Annotated in this window: 9 protein-coding genes; 2 read left to right on the forward strand and 7 right to left on the reverse strand. The window is 59.5% G+C overall.

Going from position 1 to position 16,383, the window contains the following annotated elements; genetic code table 11:
- The first annotated feature begins 1 nt into the window (after nt 1).
- Complete coding sequence (bcsB, locus tag ACVLVH_RS18325) at nt 2-2,293, forward strand: cellulose biosynthesis cyclic di-GMP-binding regulatory protein BcsB (protein WP_192414383.1); 2,292 nt, start codon at nt 2-4, stop codon at nt 2,291-2,293.
- A complete protein-coding gene (gene bcsC, locus ACVLVH_RS18330; protein WP_498949944.1) occupies nt 2,286-5,675 on the forward strand; it encodes a cellulose synthase complex outer membrane protein BcsC in 3,390 nt (1,129 codons plus the stop codon). The genes bcsB (ACVLVH_RS18325) and bcsC overlap by 8 nt, the downstream gene beginning before the upstream one ends.
- Nucleotides 5,676-5,701: 26 nt before the next feature.
- On the opposite strand, the gene ACVLVH_RS18335 is transcribed toward bcsC, so the two are convergent.
- The 7 genes from ACVLVH_RS18335 to bcsA form a co-directional block, all read right to left on the reverse strand.
- Nucleotides 5,702-6,004: a BrnA antitoxin family protein gene (locus tag ACVLVH_RS18335; RefSeq protein WP_192414378.1), complete on the reverse strand. Its 303-nt coding sequence runs from the start codon at nt 6,002-6,004 to the stop codon at nt 5,702-5,704.
- Nucleotides 5,991-6,284: a BrnT family toxin gene (locus tag ACVLVH_RS18340; protein WP_110867898.1), complete on the reverse strand. Its 294-nt coding sequence runs from the start codon at nt 6,282-6,284 to the stop codon at nt 5,991-5,993. Before ACVLVH_RS18340 ends, ACVLVH_RS18335 begins: the two co-directional genes overlap by 14 nt.
- Before the next feature lie 176 nt (nt 6,285-6,460).
- Nucleotides 6,461-7,465 carry a family 8 glycosyl hydrolase gene (locus tag ACVLVH_RS18345; RefSeq protein WP_101763795.1) on the reverse strand — a complete coding sequence of 335 codons (1,005 nt, stop codon included), beginning with the start codon at nt 7,463-7,465 and terminating at the stop codon, nt 6,461-6,463.
- Nucleotides 7,466-7,474: 9 nt separating this feature from the next.
- A complete protein-coding gene (gene bcsD, locus ACVLVH_RS18350; RefSeq protein WP_008104594.1) occupies nt 7,475-7,921 on the reverse strand; it encodes a cellulose biosynthesis protein BcsD in 447 nt (148 codons plus the stop codon).
- A complete protein-coding gene (locus ACVLVH_RS18355) occupies nt 7,921-11,724 on the reverse strand; it encodes a cellulose biosynthesis protein BcsC (RefSeq protein WP_498949945.1) in 3,804 nt (1,267 codons plus the stop codon). The genes bcsD and ACVLVH_RS18355 overlap by 1 nt, the downstream gene beginning before the upstream one ends.
- 11 nt (nt 11,725-11,735) lie before the next feature.
- A complete protein-coding gene (gene bcsB, locus ACVLVH_RS18360; RefSeq protein ID WP_192414374.1) occupies nt 11,736-14,267 on the reverse strand; it encodes a cellulose biosynthesis cyclic di-GMP-binding regulatory protein BcsB in 2,532 nt (843 codons plus the stop codon).
- A complete protein-coding gene (gene bcsA, locus ACVLVH_RS18365; RefSeq protein WP_101763798.1) occupies nt 14,264-16,369 on the reverse strand; it encodes a UDP-forming cellulose synthase catalytic subunit in 2,106 nt (701 codons plus the stop codon). Before bcsA ends, bcsB (ACVLVH_RS18360) begins: the two co-directional genes overlap by 4 nt.
- Between the last annotated feature and the right edge of the window lie 14 nt (nt 16,370-16,383).

Consider the following 16,383-nt stretch of genomic DNA (forward strand, 5'->3'; position numbering starts at 1 on the left):
TATGACCATGACGAAAAAACTGAGTTGGTTCACCGCCCTGCTGCTGGGCTGCGTCTCTGTGGTGCAGGCCGCGCCGCTGATTTCTGGCGCCATGACTGCGCCGCAGCCGTTACCGGAGGTGAACGCGCAGGTCGACGCCAACGCGCCGCTGCGTGACAGCCAGCTGGTGTTTAATCAGGTCGCTCCGCCGCCCGGTAGCATGACGCTGCGCGGTACCGAACCGAGCAGCCAGATTGAGTTCGGCGTGCGCAGCGATGAAGTGGTGACGCGCGCGCTGCTGAATCTGAGCTATCGTCCCTCGCCGGCGCTGATTCCAACGCTGTCGCAGCTCAAAGTCTATCTCAACGATGAGCTGGTGGGATTGGTGACGGTCACCGCCGAGCAGCTCGGCAAAGAGAACCAAACGCAAATCCCTATCGATCCGCGCTTTATCAGCGACTTCAACCGCGTGCGGCTTGAGCTGGTAGGTCACTATGCCAACGTATGTGAAAACCCGGCCAACAGCACCATCTGGCTGGATATCGGCAAAGCCAGCAAACTCGATTTGACGCTGCAGAAGCTGCCGCTGAAGAACGATCTGTCGCATTTCCCGGAGCCGTTCTTAGATACGCGTGACAGCCGTCCGTTGCAGTTGCCGATGGTCTTCAACGCCCAGCCGAATCTGCTGCAACAGCGTGCGGCCGGGGTTCTGGCTTCCTGGTTTGGCAGCAAAGCGCAGTGGCGCGGACAATCTTTCCCGGTGCTGTATAACCAGCTGCCCAAAGAGCAGCATGCGGTGGTGTTTGCCACCAACGATCATCGCCCCGACTTCCTGAAAGATCTGCCGCCGGTGGAGAAACCGACGGTGGAGATGGTGAATCAGCCGGACAATCCTTACGAGAAGATGCTGCTGATCCTCGGCCGTGACGATAATGACCTGCTGACCGCCGTCGAAGGCATTGCGCAAGGCGAGCTGCTGCTGCGCGGCGACAGCTCAACCATCGACAACGTAAAACGGCTGGCGCCGCGTCAGCCGTACGACGCGCCGAACTGGGTGCGCACCGATCGCCGCACCACCTTTGCCGAGCTGACGCAGTATCAAAACCAGCTACAGGGCAACGGTTTGCAGCCGAATCCGATCAGCCTGACGCTGAATCTGCCACCGGATCTGTTCCTGGTGCGCGCACGCGGCATCGATATGGATCTGCGCTACCGCTACACCTCGCCGATTCAGCAGGATGGCTCGCGTCTCGCGGTGCATCTCAACAATCAGTTCATGCAGGATTATCCGCTGACGCAGAAAGATACCGCCGGTCAGCAGCTGATGCGCATCCCGCTGATGCAGGGTTTGCAGGACAGCAATCGCCAGTTGACCATTCCGGCGCTGCGCCTCGGCGTGGTGAATCAGCTGCGTTTTAACTTTGATTACGCCAACACCTTTATTGGCGGTACCGCCGATGGCCGCTGCGAAACCGTCACCGCCGTCGGACATCACGTGGTGATTGACGATACCTCGAGCATCGATTTCTCCGGCTATCGTCACTACATCGAAATGCCGTCGCTGGGCGCGTTCGCCAACGCCGGTTTCCCGTACAGCCGCTACGCCGATCTGGCGCAAACGCTGGTGCTGGTGCCATCCAGGCCGAGCAATGACGAAGTCAGCACGCTGCTGAATGCGCTCGGCAGTATCGGCGCACAAACCGGTTATCCGGCGCTGCGCGTGCAGATGAGCGATGACTGGAGCAAAGCGAAATCGGCGGATGCGGATATGTTGATGATCGGCGGCATTCCGCAGGATCTGCAGGACGACACGAAGATCCCGCTGCTGGCCGATGCCGCCCGTAGCTGGATCAGCATGCCTGCACGCAACAACGCAGCAGCCAACGTACCGATTTCTGACAGTGAACGCGCGGTAGAAAGCCAAACCACCATTAGCTCACGCGGGCCGATGGGCGCGATTGTCGGCTTCCAGTCACCGTTTAACGATCAACGCAGCGTCGTGGCATTGCTGGCCGACAGCCCACGCGGCTGGGAATTGCTGAATAACGCGCTGCTCGACAGCGGCAAACGCGCGGCAGTGTTCGGTACCGCCACGGTGATCCGTGAATCGGGCGTTAACAGCATCCGCGTCGGCGATACCTATTACGTCGGTCACCTACCGTGGTGGGAACGCCTGTGGAATCTGCTGGCCACCCATCCGGTGTGGCTGGCGATTTGCGCGGTGGTGGTCGTGGTTCTGTTCGCGCTGATGGCGTGGCGTTTAATGCGCATGGTCAGCCGTCGCCGTCTGGCCGAGCTGGATGACGATGAATAAGCTGCAGCTGGGATTGCTGATCAGTAGCACGCTCGGGGTGTTGGCAGGCGCGACTGCCGCCCCGATCGGTCCCCAGGTTTCGCCGGTTGAGTGGCTGCTGATGCAGATTCGTACCGGCGAATCGACCAACAAAATCGATCTGGTACAGCAATCGCTCTATCGACTGGAAAAAATCGATCCCGATAATCCGCAGGTGCTGGCGGCGCAAATCCGCATGGCACTGCGCCAGGGCGATCAGGCCAAAGCGCAAAAACTGCTGGATGTACTGAAGCGCGTGGCACCGAATGCCGCCGCCACGCGTGAATCAGCAGCCGGCTTGCGTCTGGTGACTGCGGAAGGGCGTCAGCAGCTGCAGCAGGCGCGACTGCTGGCCACTGCCGGGCATGTTGTCGAAGCCAAAGCCGCGTGGGACGCGCTGTTCCACGGCGTGTTCCCTGATGTGAATACCGAGCTGCAGTATTGGCGGCTGGTGGCGCGTTTACCCGGCCAGCAGCCACAAGCGTATCAACAGTTGCAGGCACTGGAGAAGCGCTATCCCGGCAACATCGGCGTAGAACTGCAGCTGGCGCGCATGGCGTTTGATAATAATCAGCCGGCCGAAGCCTTCACCCAGCTGCGTCGTCTCGCCAACCGCAACGGCGGGCGCGATGCCGCTTCCGAGCTGTGGCTGCAGCAGATCCAGAATCAGCCGGTGAGCGAAAGCAGCGTCGCCAGCCTGCAGCAATATCTGCAAACCTTTACCGAGGGCGATGCCCAGCAGCGCGGTCAGCAAGAGCTGGCGCGTCAGCAACAACTGCTCGCCGATCCGGCGTATCGCCAGCGCATGCGTGGCTTAGCGCTGGTGGATGCCGGTGGCGGCGCCAATGCGATTACCGCGCTCAATGCCGCGCTAACAGCCAATCCCAACGATGCTGAATTGATGGGCGCGATGGGCCAGGCGCAGGCGCGAGCCAACAATCGCGCCGCCGCCATTCGCTGGCTGGAGAAAGCGATACAGGCCGGTCAGGCCAGCACGCAGATCGGCAAATGGCAGTCGCTGCTGCAAACCAACCGTTACTGGTTGGCGATCAACAACGGCGATGCGGCGCTGAAAAAAGGCGATATCGCCGCGGCGGAAGGCTATTACCGCAGCGCGCAAGCGCTGGATAATCGCTATAGCTGGGCGCTAATTGGCTTGGGTGATGCCGCGCTGGCACGTAAAAACACTGCGCAGGCAGAGCGTTATTGGCAACAGGCGCTGCGCTTAGATCGCAGCAATAGCACGGCGAAACGTCGTCTGCTACAGCTGCGCACCGATGCGCTGATGGCCGAAGCCGATGCGCTGGCGCAGCAAGGCCAATGGCATCAGGCGGCGGAGAAGTATCGCCAGGTAGCGCAGGCGAATCCTGATGATATCTGGCTGGTTTATCGACTGGCTGGCGCACTGCGCAACGGCGGCGAAGAAACTCAGGGCGCGCAGGTGATGGACGCGATGGTGCGCCAGCATCCACAGGAACCCACAGCACTGTATGCGTCGGCGCTGTGGCTGGCTTCTGGCGACCGCGATGACGCGGCGCTGGCCACCTTGCATCGCCTGCCCGCTGCGCGCTGGGACAGCAACATGCACGAGCTGGCCGATCGTCTCGAGCAGGACAAGGTGTTTACCCGCGCCAGTGATTTACGCACGCGCGGCGATGAAACGGCGGCGATTGCGCTACTGCAACAGCAACCCGCTTCTATCCGCCGCGATATCACGCTGGCCGATTGGGCGCTGGAGCGCGGCGACGCCCGCCGCGCGCTGGCGAACTATCAACAGGTGCTGCAGCAAGACCGTAAAAACGGCGATGCGGCGCTGGGGCGTATCGAAGCCTTGATCGCTTTAAAACGCCCTGCAGAAGCGCAACGCGCGTTACAAGCCTTGCCGCCCGGCGTGGCGCAGCAAAGCGTGAACAGCGGTCGGCGCGTGGCGCTCGCCTGGCAGAACAGTGGCGATGCGGTGCGTGCTCAACAGATTTTTGCTGAGCTGAAAACCCGCGCGGCGCAACAGGCCGCGTCACAGGAAAAAGCGTTGGTGTTTCGCGATGCGGCGCGGCTGGAAACGCAGCTGCAACAACCCGCACAAGCGCAGCAGGATTATCAACGGGCGATGGCCGCGAGCGGCATCAGCCCGGATGTGCCACAGGATAACGATCGTTATACGCAATTAACCCGCAATCAGGCGCAGGATGACTGGCTGAAACGCAGCATCCGCAGCGACGCCGCCGATCTGTATCGCCAGCAGGACACCACGTTCACGCTGGAGCAGGATTACTCGCGCAACAAAGGCAACGGCGGCACATCCGATTTCACCGCCCATACCACCATGATGCAGGCAGAAACACCGCTGGCCGATGGCCGCAGCTTTGTGCGTGTCGATCATGTGCGGGTTTCAGCCGGCACTTTCTCCACCAGCAACGGCAGCCACAGCGAGCAGTTCGGCAGCTGTAACGATGACAATTCCGGCGGATGCAGCCGCGACTTTACTCAGCGCGATGAAGGCACCGCGCTGGGCGTGGGCTGGCATAACGATATATGGTCGGCTGATTTCGGCACCACGCCGCTCGGCTTCGAGACCCGCAACTGGGTCGGCGGCTTCAGCTGGAAAACCGACGTCAAAGACATTGGCCTGACGTTCACCGCATCACGCCGACCGATCTCCAGCTCGCTGCTGGCGTACGCAGGCGCGCGCGATCCCGCGGCAAACGGCGGCAAAACCTGGGGCGGCGTGGTGGCAACCGGCGGCTCGCTCGGACTGAGTTATGATCAGGGCGGCGCGCATGGCGTGTGGGGCGATATCAGTGCGCATCAACTCAGCGGTGATAACGTGGCGGATAACAGCCGCGAGCGCCTGATGGCGGGCTATTACTACAAGCTGATTAATGACGATAATCGCCGCGCCACCGTGGGCCTGAACAGCATGCTGTGGCATTACCAGAAGGATCTCAGCGACTACACCTTCGGTCAGGGCGGCTATTACAGCCCGCAGCAATATTTCTCGCTGTCGCTGCCGGTGACCTATCGCCAGCGCACAGAGAACTGGTCGTTTGATCTCGGCGGCTCGGTTTCCTGGTCGCAATCGCATACCGACGGGCAGCAGCGCTATCCGGTCAATCCAGGATTTATGCTGGCGTCGAATCCCACCTCAGACAGCAGTTCGGGTAGAGGTTTTGGCTACACGCTGCAGGCGCTGGTGGAGCGACGCATTACGCCGCATTGGTCGGTGGGCCTGGCGATGGATATACAGCAAGCGAAAGATTACACCCCAAGCCACGGTTTGATTTTCATGCGCTACTCAATGTCCGGCTGGAATGGCGATATGGATATGCCGCCACAACCGCTGACGCCATATGCGGATTTTAAATAGCGGCGGCTTGTTAAGCCGCCTGGGCACTATTTGCTTTCTAATTCGCGCAGCATCGCCGCGCGCAAAATGGCGTTCAAACGCGTCTGGTACCCTTTACCCGGCGCTTTCAACCACTCAAGCACATCCGCGTCAATTCTGACTGAAGCCTGTGTTTTAATCGGACGATAAAATCGCCCGCTGGAAGCACTGTTCCAGAAACGTTCATTTAACGGGGCGATTTCACCGCAATCAATCTCGCTATCCGGCTTTTGACTCAGCGCGTCCAGTTCAGATTGCAGGCTATCCGAAAGCGGCGGTAATTCGCTGCGTTTAAACTTAACCTTGCTCATAGCGTCTCCTCTCATTGCGCGTGGCAGGACGTGCACTAATGATGCGAATAATCTCAGTGCCCTGCTCGAAACGTACCGTGTGGGCCACCAAAATAATAATATGGCCCATAACATTACCTATTGATTGCCAGCGATATTCGCCATTCTCACAACGATCCTGGCTAGACAGATGAAAAGGATCATCAAACACGCGCACGGCAATTTCGAAGCGGATGCCATGCTTCCGGTGATTAGACTCTGCTTTGCTAAGGTCCCACTCAAATTCCAGTTCCGTTTGCATTTTACCATACACTTTTGTCTATACATTTTAGCATGACAAATTTGCATGTGTGTCAGTGCTGCCATTTTGATCGCGTTCAAGAAATTAAAGATAAGCAGCGCAATGAAATGAGATTCAGACAAGGCTGGAAAATATGGCCTGGCCGCCATTTATGTCGACCAGGCCAAAAATGAGATTTAGCGCTTTTCCTGATATGCCAGCCAGGTCAGCAGCTGCAGGCTGGCGGAAAAGTAGTTTTGATCCGCTGCCAGCGTGTCATTGAGATACTGGGTTTGGCCCAGGGTCAAATCGCGCACCGCAATCAATCCCCCCTCCATGTTGTACGGTGCTGGCGTGTTGCCCAACACATCATACCAGGCGGGCGTAGTCATGCGCGCCGAACCTTGCCAGACACGCTGGAACGGCACCAGACGCAGGCTTTGCGGGTCGTACCACCAGATATTTAGCGGAATACGGATCGCGTCATAGCTGAAGCGATTGGAATAGCCGACCGCCGGTGCCACAGAACCATCAGCATTCAGCGCCACCCAATCGAGCGGCAGGCCGGTTTTGCCGAAGTGCATCTCACCCAGCAAATCCATGCCGTCATCAATCAGCTCATTCCAGATACGCAGATGGCTGTGTTCCGCAAATTCGCGCCAGGCCTCAAACAGGAAATAGGAGGGATTAAGCACCACGTAGCTGGTTTTGTTGAAGCCCTGCGCGCCCGGCAGCATCACTTTATGTCCGCCGTAGCTGATCACATTCAGCTTCACGATCGCACGCTGAATGCGGTCGGAGGCCTGCTGATAATCGCCGCCCCACTTCTGTGCCGCACGTTGCAGCGCCCAGGCAATCAGGACATCACCATCGGAAGCGTTATTTTTGTCGGCAATCGGATCGGCGGCGCCTGGCGTGTAGCGCCAGTAGAACAGATCGTTTTGCGGATTACGCAGATGGCTGCGCGTCCACTGCCACAGCAGATCGAAAGTGGCGCGATCGTCATGCGCCACCGCCAGCAACATGCCGTAGCCTTGCCCTTCGGTATGGCTAACGTTGTTGTTGGCCGTATCGCTGATTCGGCCATCGCTGCCCATAAAACGGCTTTTATAGGTACTCCAGCCATCTGCGGCCGCCTGAGCGCTAAAAAACATCACCATGAAACACAGCATCCATTGACGCCAGAACCGCATCACTCTCATTACAGCATCCTATTGATATCGATAGTGCAGCGTGCCGCCGTCGTTGTTCTCCAGCGTAACCGGCACCGCAGCGCTGCCGCCTTGTGCCTGCAGCCATTGTGCATACACGCCCGCCAGCACCGCGCTCAACGCCAGCTGCCAACGTTCAACACCGACGTTGCTGTCGCCCTGCGGCAGCGCGTGGTGCTGAATCAGAATGGCATTCTCCTGCGGCTGTAACTGCACAAAGCCCCAGTTAAATCGCGCCAGCTGCAAATTCATTTCACGCTCCAGATCCTGCACGGTGCGCGCGTCGGGTAAAGGATAGCGTGTTGCCAGCGATACGCCGACGCCGTTGAGAAAGCCTTCCGCTTCCTCGCCCGCGTTGTCCAGCATGCTCTCAATCATCGCGCTCACCAAATCAAACCAGCCCGGCTGATGCGGATGGCTGACGCGTGCGGTTACTTGCTCACTCATTAGTAATCTCCGAACATGTAACGGAAGTACAGATTGGCGGTGCTCTCGTTGTAATCGCCAAAGGTGTCGTAGCCAAGTTGACCGCCCACGGTGACATCTTTGTTGATCTTATAATCCGCACCGGCATGCAGGTTGTAGCCGATGCCGTTTTTGCTGTCGCCGCTGTAGAACGCATCCTTCACGTAGCCTTGATCGGCCAGACTTTGCAGCTGCGCCTGCAACGACGGATTATTCGGGAAGTAGGCGCTCTTATCCTGACTGTAGGATTGATAACCCACCGAACCGCCGACGTTCACTTTCAGATCGTCAAACTTGCGGCTGAATTCGATAGGGAACGACACCGACGCATAGTTCTGCGGGCTGAAGTAACCGCCCTGACCGTAGCTGAAGTAGCTGAGGTTTTTCGAGTAATCCATCCACGACAAGCTCATGCCGACTTTCAGCTCGCGATCGTCGAGGTGGTACGGACGCACATACGCGCCTGCGGTCGCCTGCACGCTGTTGTTGCTCGCCACGTTTTCGCCGATGTAGCTGTACGCGCCGCCGCCGACATAAAAACCGGCATCGCCGTTGTCGTAACTCAGCAAGGCGTTACCGCCGTTTTTAGTCACGCGGCCCCAGCGTTTACCGCTGGTTTTGTCTTCGACGCCGACATACGACAGCAAGCTGTCGGTCATCGCGCGGCGTTCACCGGTAAGGATCAGCGTCAGGAAGTCGGTCAGCTTCGGCGACCACTGCACGCCGCCAACCAGCGTACTCAAGTCCTGACCCAGCGGCGTGCTGCCGAGGTCAATCTTGTAGCTGTCGCCCTTCAGCGCCATGTTCAGCTCCACGCCGGTCGCGGATTGCGAATCGGTGGTGGAGTTGGGCGTATCATCAATTTTCGCCGCACCGGTGGCAACCACATTGCCCTGCACCAGCGCGTTGGTGCCGAATCGACGCCATGCGTCGCCACCGGCGCTGCCGGCGGTGAGGGAAACCGGCGTCATGGTGAAGTCGAAGCGCGACTCGCCAAACGGCACGGTGGAGAAGGTGAGCGGCGCTTTAGCTTCGGTGAGTTTGCTCAAACCTGATTCGCCATCACGACCGCGTACCTGCATTTCACCCTGCACCCAGGTGCCGGTTTTCTCTTGCAGGTCATCCATCATGTTGTCGATTTGGCGCAGCGTCTGGCTTTGCTGAATCGCCGGTGTGTTGCTCGCCAGCGTCACGCCTTCGGCGCTGCTGGTGGCCGCCGGTGCCGACTGCCACGGCATCACCGCGCCATAGCTGGAAGGCGTACGCCCCACCGGCGAGGTGCCGCGATTGATAAACGGATTGTCGGCCAGCGCCAGACCACCTACACTTGGCACGCTGCCGGTTTCTGCGCCCTGCAGACCAATCAGCTGACCGCGCGCGGTGCGCAGGTAGCTCATCGCCTGGCTGTGTTCGCCGTTGGCTTCGGCCACGCGGGCTAACAGCAGCAAGCGATCCGGCGACTGCTCGTTGCGCAGGCCGCGCGTTAAGGTATTGGCTTTGTTGACGTCATTCTGCGCCAGCGCCACGTTGATGGCGCCGGTGCGCGCGTCTTGCGTCGGGGTATCCTGCGTCATCAGGTAGTCGTATACCACGCCCGCTTCTTTGTTCATCTTGCCGGACTGGTAGAGTCGCGCCATGGCGAACATCAGATCGCGGTTCTGCGGATCGTGCTGCAGCGCGCCCACCAGCTTGTCGTAAGCGGCGGCATACTGTTTCTGCTCGCGCAGGCGATCCACTTCGTTGATCACGTAGCCGCTGCGGATGCCCGCCAGCTGGGTTGGCGTGCTGCGTTCCTGCAGTTCCGGGCTGCTGAGGAAGCTCTGCGCTTCGGTATTCAGCCCGGCCTGATTCAGCACCGCCACCTGCGCGGCGTAATCACCGGCATTGCCCTGAATGCCGCGCTGCATATTGCTGCGCACCACGGACACCGCGCTGGTGAGATCGCCGGCTTTCGCCAGCTTCTGCGCCAGGTTACCGGCATCCACCGGATTGGCGGGCGGCGTAGAGGCCAGCGCGCGCAGGGTGTTGGCCGCTGCCGCGTTCGAGCCCTGCGCCAGATACTGATCGGCGGTAGCCATCTGCAGGTTGAAGTTGACGCGCTGCGCCAGCTCGCGCATATCGCTGTTTTTGCTGCTGTTGGGAATGCGAGACAGCAACTGACTCGCCTGCTGCCACGCGCTGCTTTCGCTGGCGTTTAACGCACCTGCATAGAGTTCGGTGGTGCTGGCGCCGCTGCGCATAGTGGGCTGCATGATATTGGCCGCCATCATGTTATTGCCCTGCGCGCGGTAGAGACGTGCCAGATCGAGACGCAGCCAGCCATCGTTGGGATAGCGCTGAATACCCGAGGTCAAGGTGGCGATGGCGGCGCTGTTATTGCCCGCCGTCACTTCACGTTTGGCCTGGGCACGAATTGGATCGGTGCTGCTGCCTCGCGGTGCCACGCTTTGGCGCACGCTGTCGGGCAGTGATGCCAGCAACGTATTGGCTTCTGCGCCACGGTTCTGCTGACGCAGCACGTAGAACAAGCCTTCTTTGGCGTTGCGGTTATTGGCATCGCTTTGCAGGATGGCGCGATAGGTTTGCTCCGCCTGATCGAGCTGATTGCTGCGACGCTGCACATCGGCGCGGAACAGTTTGGCGGAGACGCCTTTCTCGCCGTCGGCCTGCGCCAGCGGTTCGCTCAGCGCCAACGCCTGCGCGCTGTCGCCATTTTTCAGCGCCTGCTGCGCGGAGGCCAGCTGCGCGTAGAAACGTGCATCGGCGGCCTGCTTCTGGCGCGTGTCGCTCTGATCGCCACCCATCTGCGCCGCGCGCGTCAGGTAATCCGCCGCTTCGGCATAACGCCCGGCGCGCTGGGCCACATAGCCCATACCGGCCAGCGCATCCGCATCTTGCGGGTTAGCTTGCAGTACTTTCTCAAAGTTGTTCTGCGCGTTGCTGACGTCGCCGCTGTTCAGCGCGGTAAAGCCTGCGCCCTTCTCCGCACCGCCAACGTTTTTACGGTAGTAATCCAGCACCGCGTTGTCTTGCGGATGGCGCTGCTGCCAGGTTTGATACAGCGATGCATCAGACGCCTGCGGACCCAGCCACAACAGCGCCTGACGCAGCGAACGGTCCGCTTCTTTGTTGCCGTCTGCTAGGCTGGCAAGCACATCGATACCCTGACGACGCGTTGCTTCCTGATAGGTCAGCGCTTTACCCAGCGCCAGCTTGGCACCGGTATCCTGCGGATGATCGGCGGAGAACTGACGCAGCGCTTCAACCGCCTGCGGCAGCAGCGAACGATCGCCCGCCATGGTCAGATAATATTCGGCTGCCACGCTTGGCGGCGGTTCGTTGCCGCTGAAGGTGTTACGCCAGGTTTGCAGCGACGCCGCGATGTTGCCGCTGCGTGCCTGCTGGCGCGCTAACTGCAGCTGCGCCTGCGGAATGGTTTGCAGCTGGCGGGCGTTATCCAGCTCGGTGAGATGCGGATCGTTCGGCGAGGCCGCGCTCAGGCGCGCACGCCACTGCGCTGCTTCCGCTGTGCCGCCGCTCTGCTGTGAATAGAGCGCCAGCAGATAGAGCGCTTGCGTGTTGTTGGGCTCAACCATCAGCACTTTCTGCAGCGAGGCTTTGGCCAAATCGTCATGCGCTTTCTGGTGCCAGTAAGCCGCCTGATCGAACAGCGCCTGTAACGCAGGATTACTGCTCTCCGCCGCCAGCAGCGGCTGAGAGAGCGTCAGCGCGCCACCCAGAATCAAGGCATGGCGAATACCGGCACTTAACAGATGTTTTTTCATTGTTTTTATCCTTACTTCTTGCCGGACTTGCTATCAACTTTTGGGTTGAGGCGACGCCACGCATGACGTTTCAGCATCACCCACGCACCGCCGCCGACCAACGCTGAAAGCAGCAGCGCCGCCAGCGCCATCAGCACCGAGTGCTGGTTGGCATACCACACCACCATCATGTACCACGGCATTTCGCCGCTCGGGAATTGCGGGCCGACGCGGAAGCTGCGAATGCCGTTCTCATCGGTGATGATGGCGGTATCGCCGCGAATCCCGGCGTTGATGCGTGCAGAATTCAGGTCTTCATGCAGGCGCAGCAGTTGTTGATCGCTGGTCGCCACCGTCATCACCACTAAGCGATCCGGGTTCCACGGCGAGCGATAGCTGACAAAGCCGCGCCACGCTTCGTTGGAGGAGAAGTAACGATCGGCATCCAGCGGCTGGCGATACCAGTCGCCGGTCAGCCAGCCACGCAGTTTGTCCCAGGTGGTGGGCTCTTTCACGCCCAGCGTGTTGCCGCTGGTATCGAACGGCGTGTTGGCCAGCATTGCCTGGTTGAAGTCGTTGTTCTGCGTGGTGCTGACCGCCAGCAGATCGCTCTGCTGCAGGCGCGTCATGTTGGTGCCGCCGTTTGGCAGGCCAAACAGCACCTGATTTTGCAGCAGCGGCACGCCGGTAGCGTTACCGGCGCGTGAGGCCATATCCAGCAGCGTGGCGATCTCCGCATCGCTTGGTTGTTCCGGCAACAGCAGCGTGGTCTGCGAGAAGTCCGCCAGACGCGAGAACGGGAACGAAGCGCCAACAAAGTAAGAGAGATTCGGCAGCATGGTGAAGTGGCGCGTGTGGCTCAGATCGATCCACGAATCCTCTTCGATGCGGCTCTTAATGTTGTTGTTCAGCAGCACGCCGCACGGCGCATCCGCTTTCGGCTTGATGTTGAAGTAGAGCGCCAGCTGGTTGTCACCGTAAATCAGGTACGGTTCGAGCTTCAGGGTGTAATGCTCCTGACGCGCGTCGCCGCCCAGCCGATGCCAGGCGCTCTCCAGCAAGCCAACTTTATTCACCGTAAGATTGCGCAGGAAGGTGCCGTTAATCATGACGTTAAGGAACGAGTTGTCCTCATCAATCCAGCTTTCGGATGGGAAGCGATAGTGCAGCTCCACCGGAATGGTGTCGCCATCCCACAGGAACAGGTCTGGCGCCGCGCGGAAGTTGACGCTCAGCGCATCGTGCCAAATGCCGGTGGTGGTCAGGCTCTGATCTTTGCGCAGCAGTTCGCTCAGACGCACCGGGCGCGTGGTGTTGATCCAGCGCGGCGCATCGTACGGCTTACGCACGCCAATCGGCTGTGGCTGCACGTTAAGGCTGCTGGCATCGGTCGCCAGCGGCTGAGTGGTTAAACGGTTAGCGGCCTGACGCAGCTGCTCGTCATTCGCGCCCACCACCAGCAGCAATTTGTAGACCGGATTGTTCGGGTTATCGATCACCTGCAACAGCGGACCGTTGGTGGCTGGCAAGGTTACGGTACCAATTTTGTCGCCCGGATGGCCGACCAGAATGCCGTTGTGTTCAGGCAGATCGCCGCGCACCACCGGGAAACGGATGCCACGATAATCCGACTGAATGCCCATCCACGATGCCACCAGCGCAGCGGCGCTGATGCTGTCCGGCGCGACATTGGCGGCAAAGCCAAAGGTGACGCTGGCGGGCGTCATGCGCTGCGCATCAATAAACGGACGCGGGAAGTTACGCAGGCTGGTGCCGATGTTCAGCTGCTGGCCTTCGAGGCTCAGCGTGGTTTTCGGCAAAATCGATACCTGATACTGCTTCGCGCTCTCTTTCTCGCACAGCAGCTTGTCGGCATCGTTAATCTTGAAGCTAAGGTTGTTGCTGGAGACCACCATCGCCGCCGGAATATCCAGCTGGTAATCGCTGACATCGCTGTCGCTGGCACCCAAAGGCAAGGTACCCAGCGGCTGACCGTTCAGCATCAGCTGCAGCGAGGTGTTACGCGCGGCCAGCGCCGCCGAGACGCGCAGCGACAGATTAAGACGCGCGTTGGTGATCACTTCATCGCTGGGCAGCGTGAACATGATGCCGGATTGCAGCTGGCCGCCGGTCAACGTAATGCCGCGTGGCTGGCCCATTTGTGCCACCGAAACGGTGCTGCTGATTGGCTGGTTAAGCGTCACGGAAGACGTTTCTGGCATCATCGCCGGTGCGGTTGGCGCTACCGTTGGCAGCACCATTTCTGGTGCGGCAGCAGGTTCGCTGGGCGCAGGTTCAGCAGGCGCGTTGTTTTCCGTTGTCGATGCGGCTTCCGGTGCGGTTTCGGGAGCAGTTTGCGGTGCGGTTTCCGCTGGCGCATAAGGTGCGGCGCCCGCTGCCTGTTGCAGCTGCGGATCGGCAGCGCTTTCGATGCCTTGCGGCGGCGGCACGTCTGAAAGTGCAGCGCTATCCTGAGTGACTGGCGGGGTTTCGGCCCACGCTGGCGCGAGCAGCAGCGCCGTTGCCAGCGAGCTTGCCAGCAACCTTTGCGTCAAATTCTTCATGCAGCGCTGTCCTCTTTTACTGCGGGCTGGTTGTCACGCTTACGCTTCTCACGGCGATCTTTCCAGGTCAGCCAGAACAGCTCAAAGACGGTACGAATAATGGTGCCAAGCGAAACCAGTGGATTGTCTTGCTTATACTCCGGCTGAATCCACGCATCGGCACGCGCCAGTACCACGCGCACCAGCTCACGGCGGCGCGACAGCGGCATATCGCCAAAGCGCAGACGGATGCTCTCCTCATCGCCGGAGATTTTGTTCACCGGAATGGTGATGGTGCCCGACTTCAGCAGCAGATCGATCTCTTCAATTTCATCGTGCTCGTGACGATTGTCCGGCGCATCCAACTGCGCGCCGCCCATCGACAGATCGCTGGTTTTCGTGCGTGACGAGATGCCGCTGGCGTAGTGAATCACCGCCGGAATCTGCACTTCAATACGGATGGTTTTACGCACCTGCTTGGTTTCGCGCGCCACGGCAATCGCCGCCATCAGGATAACCAGGCTGAATACCGCCCAGCCGACGTTGAGCGCAATAACGTAAGGATCAACGCCAAAGTAGTCATGCGCAGTAGCGCGCACCACGCCCGCGATGATGCCGATCGACAGCAGCACCGCGACAATCACATGTGGACGCACGATGTGGAAGTCGAAGAAGCCCTGATCGAGCAGGCCGCCTTTATCCGTTACGTTAAACTTACCGCGCTTCGGTGCCAGCATGGTGAGCAGCGTTGGGATGACGAGGTGGAAGCACATCACGGTTTCGTAGATTTCGCCCCAGAAGGTGTAACGGAACTTGCCGTTCATTCGCGAGTTGACGTAGAGGGACATCACCAGATGCGGCAGGACGTAGGCGAAAATCAGCGAGGCTGACGAGTGAATGATATTCAGGTTAAACAGCAGGTAGGCCAGCGGTGCCGTCAGGAACGCCACGCGCGGCAAGCCAAACTGGAAGTGCAGCATGGCGTTGAGGTAGCACAGACGCTGCTGCCACTTCAATCCACGGCCAAACAGCGGGTTATCAACGCGGAAGATCTGCGTCATGCCACGCGCCCAGCGGTTACGCTGCACGACGTGCAGGCCAAGACGCTCGGTCGCCAGACCGGCCGCCAGCGGAATCGCCAGGAAGGCCGATCCCCAACCGCGACGCTGCATTTTCAGCGCGGTATGCGCATCTTCGGTCACGGTTTCCACCGCAAAACCACCGATCTCTTCCAGCGCGCTACGGCGAATCACCGCACAAGAACCGCAGAAGAAGGTGGCGTTCCAGTTATCGTTACCCTGCTGCACCGGGCCGTAGAACAGTGAACCTTCGTTCGGGATGCTGCGCGCCGCGCGCAGGTTACGCTCGAACGGATCCGGTGAATAGAAGTAGTGCGGGGTTTGCAGCAGCGCCAGCTTTGGATCTTTCAGGAACGGACCGACCGTCGCCTGCAGGAAGGTGCGCGTGGCCACGTGATCGCAGTCGAAGATGCAAATCAGCTCACCTTTGGTGATCTTCATCGCGTGGTTGAGGTTACCGGCTTTAGCGTGATTATTGTCGTCACGGGTGATGTAACCCACGCCAACATCGGCGGCAAATACCGCAAACTCACTGCGCTTACCGTCATCCAGCAAATAGACCTTCAGCTTGTCACGCGGGTAATCAATACACTGCGCCGCCAGCACGGTATCACGCACCACATCGAGGCTTTCGTTGTAGGTCGGAACATAGACATCCACCGTCGGCCACAGGCTGGTATCATCCGGCAAAGGTTCGATGGTGCGTTTTAATGGCCAGGTGGTTTGCAGGAAGCCGAGAATTAAGATCAGCCAGACATACAGTTCGGCCAGATATAAGCCGATACCGAGAATCGCTTCAATCTCAGAATTAAATTGCAGCGTCTCCGTAGTACGCCACCAGATATATCGGGTCGACATCAGCGCGGATAAGATAACCATAACGATGGTTATTTTGCGGCTTTTGCTGAAGCCCAGTAAAAACATCATCCCGATGCTGATTAAGCCAAATATATATTGCTTCTGGCTGTCCATAGGCGTGATGACAATTACCGCCGCCACCGGTGCAAGCACCAGCAGCAGCAGGTAAAACCCGAGTTTACTCATGATTCACCCTGAAG

Source organism: Kluyvera sp. 1366 (genome assembly GCF_054823405.1).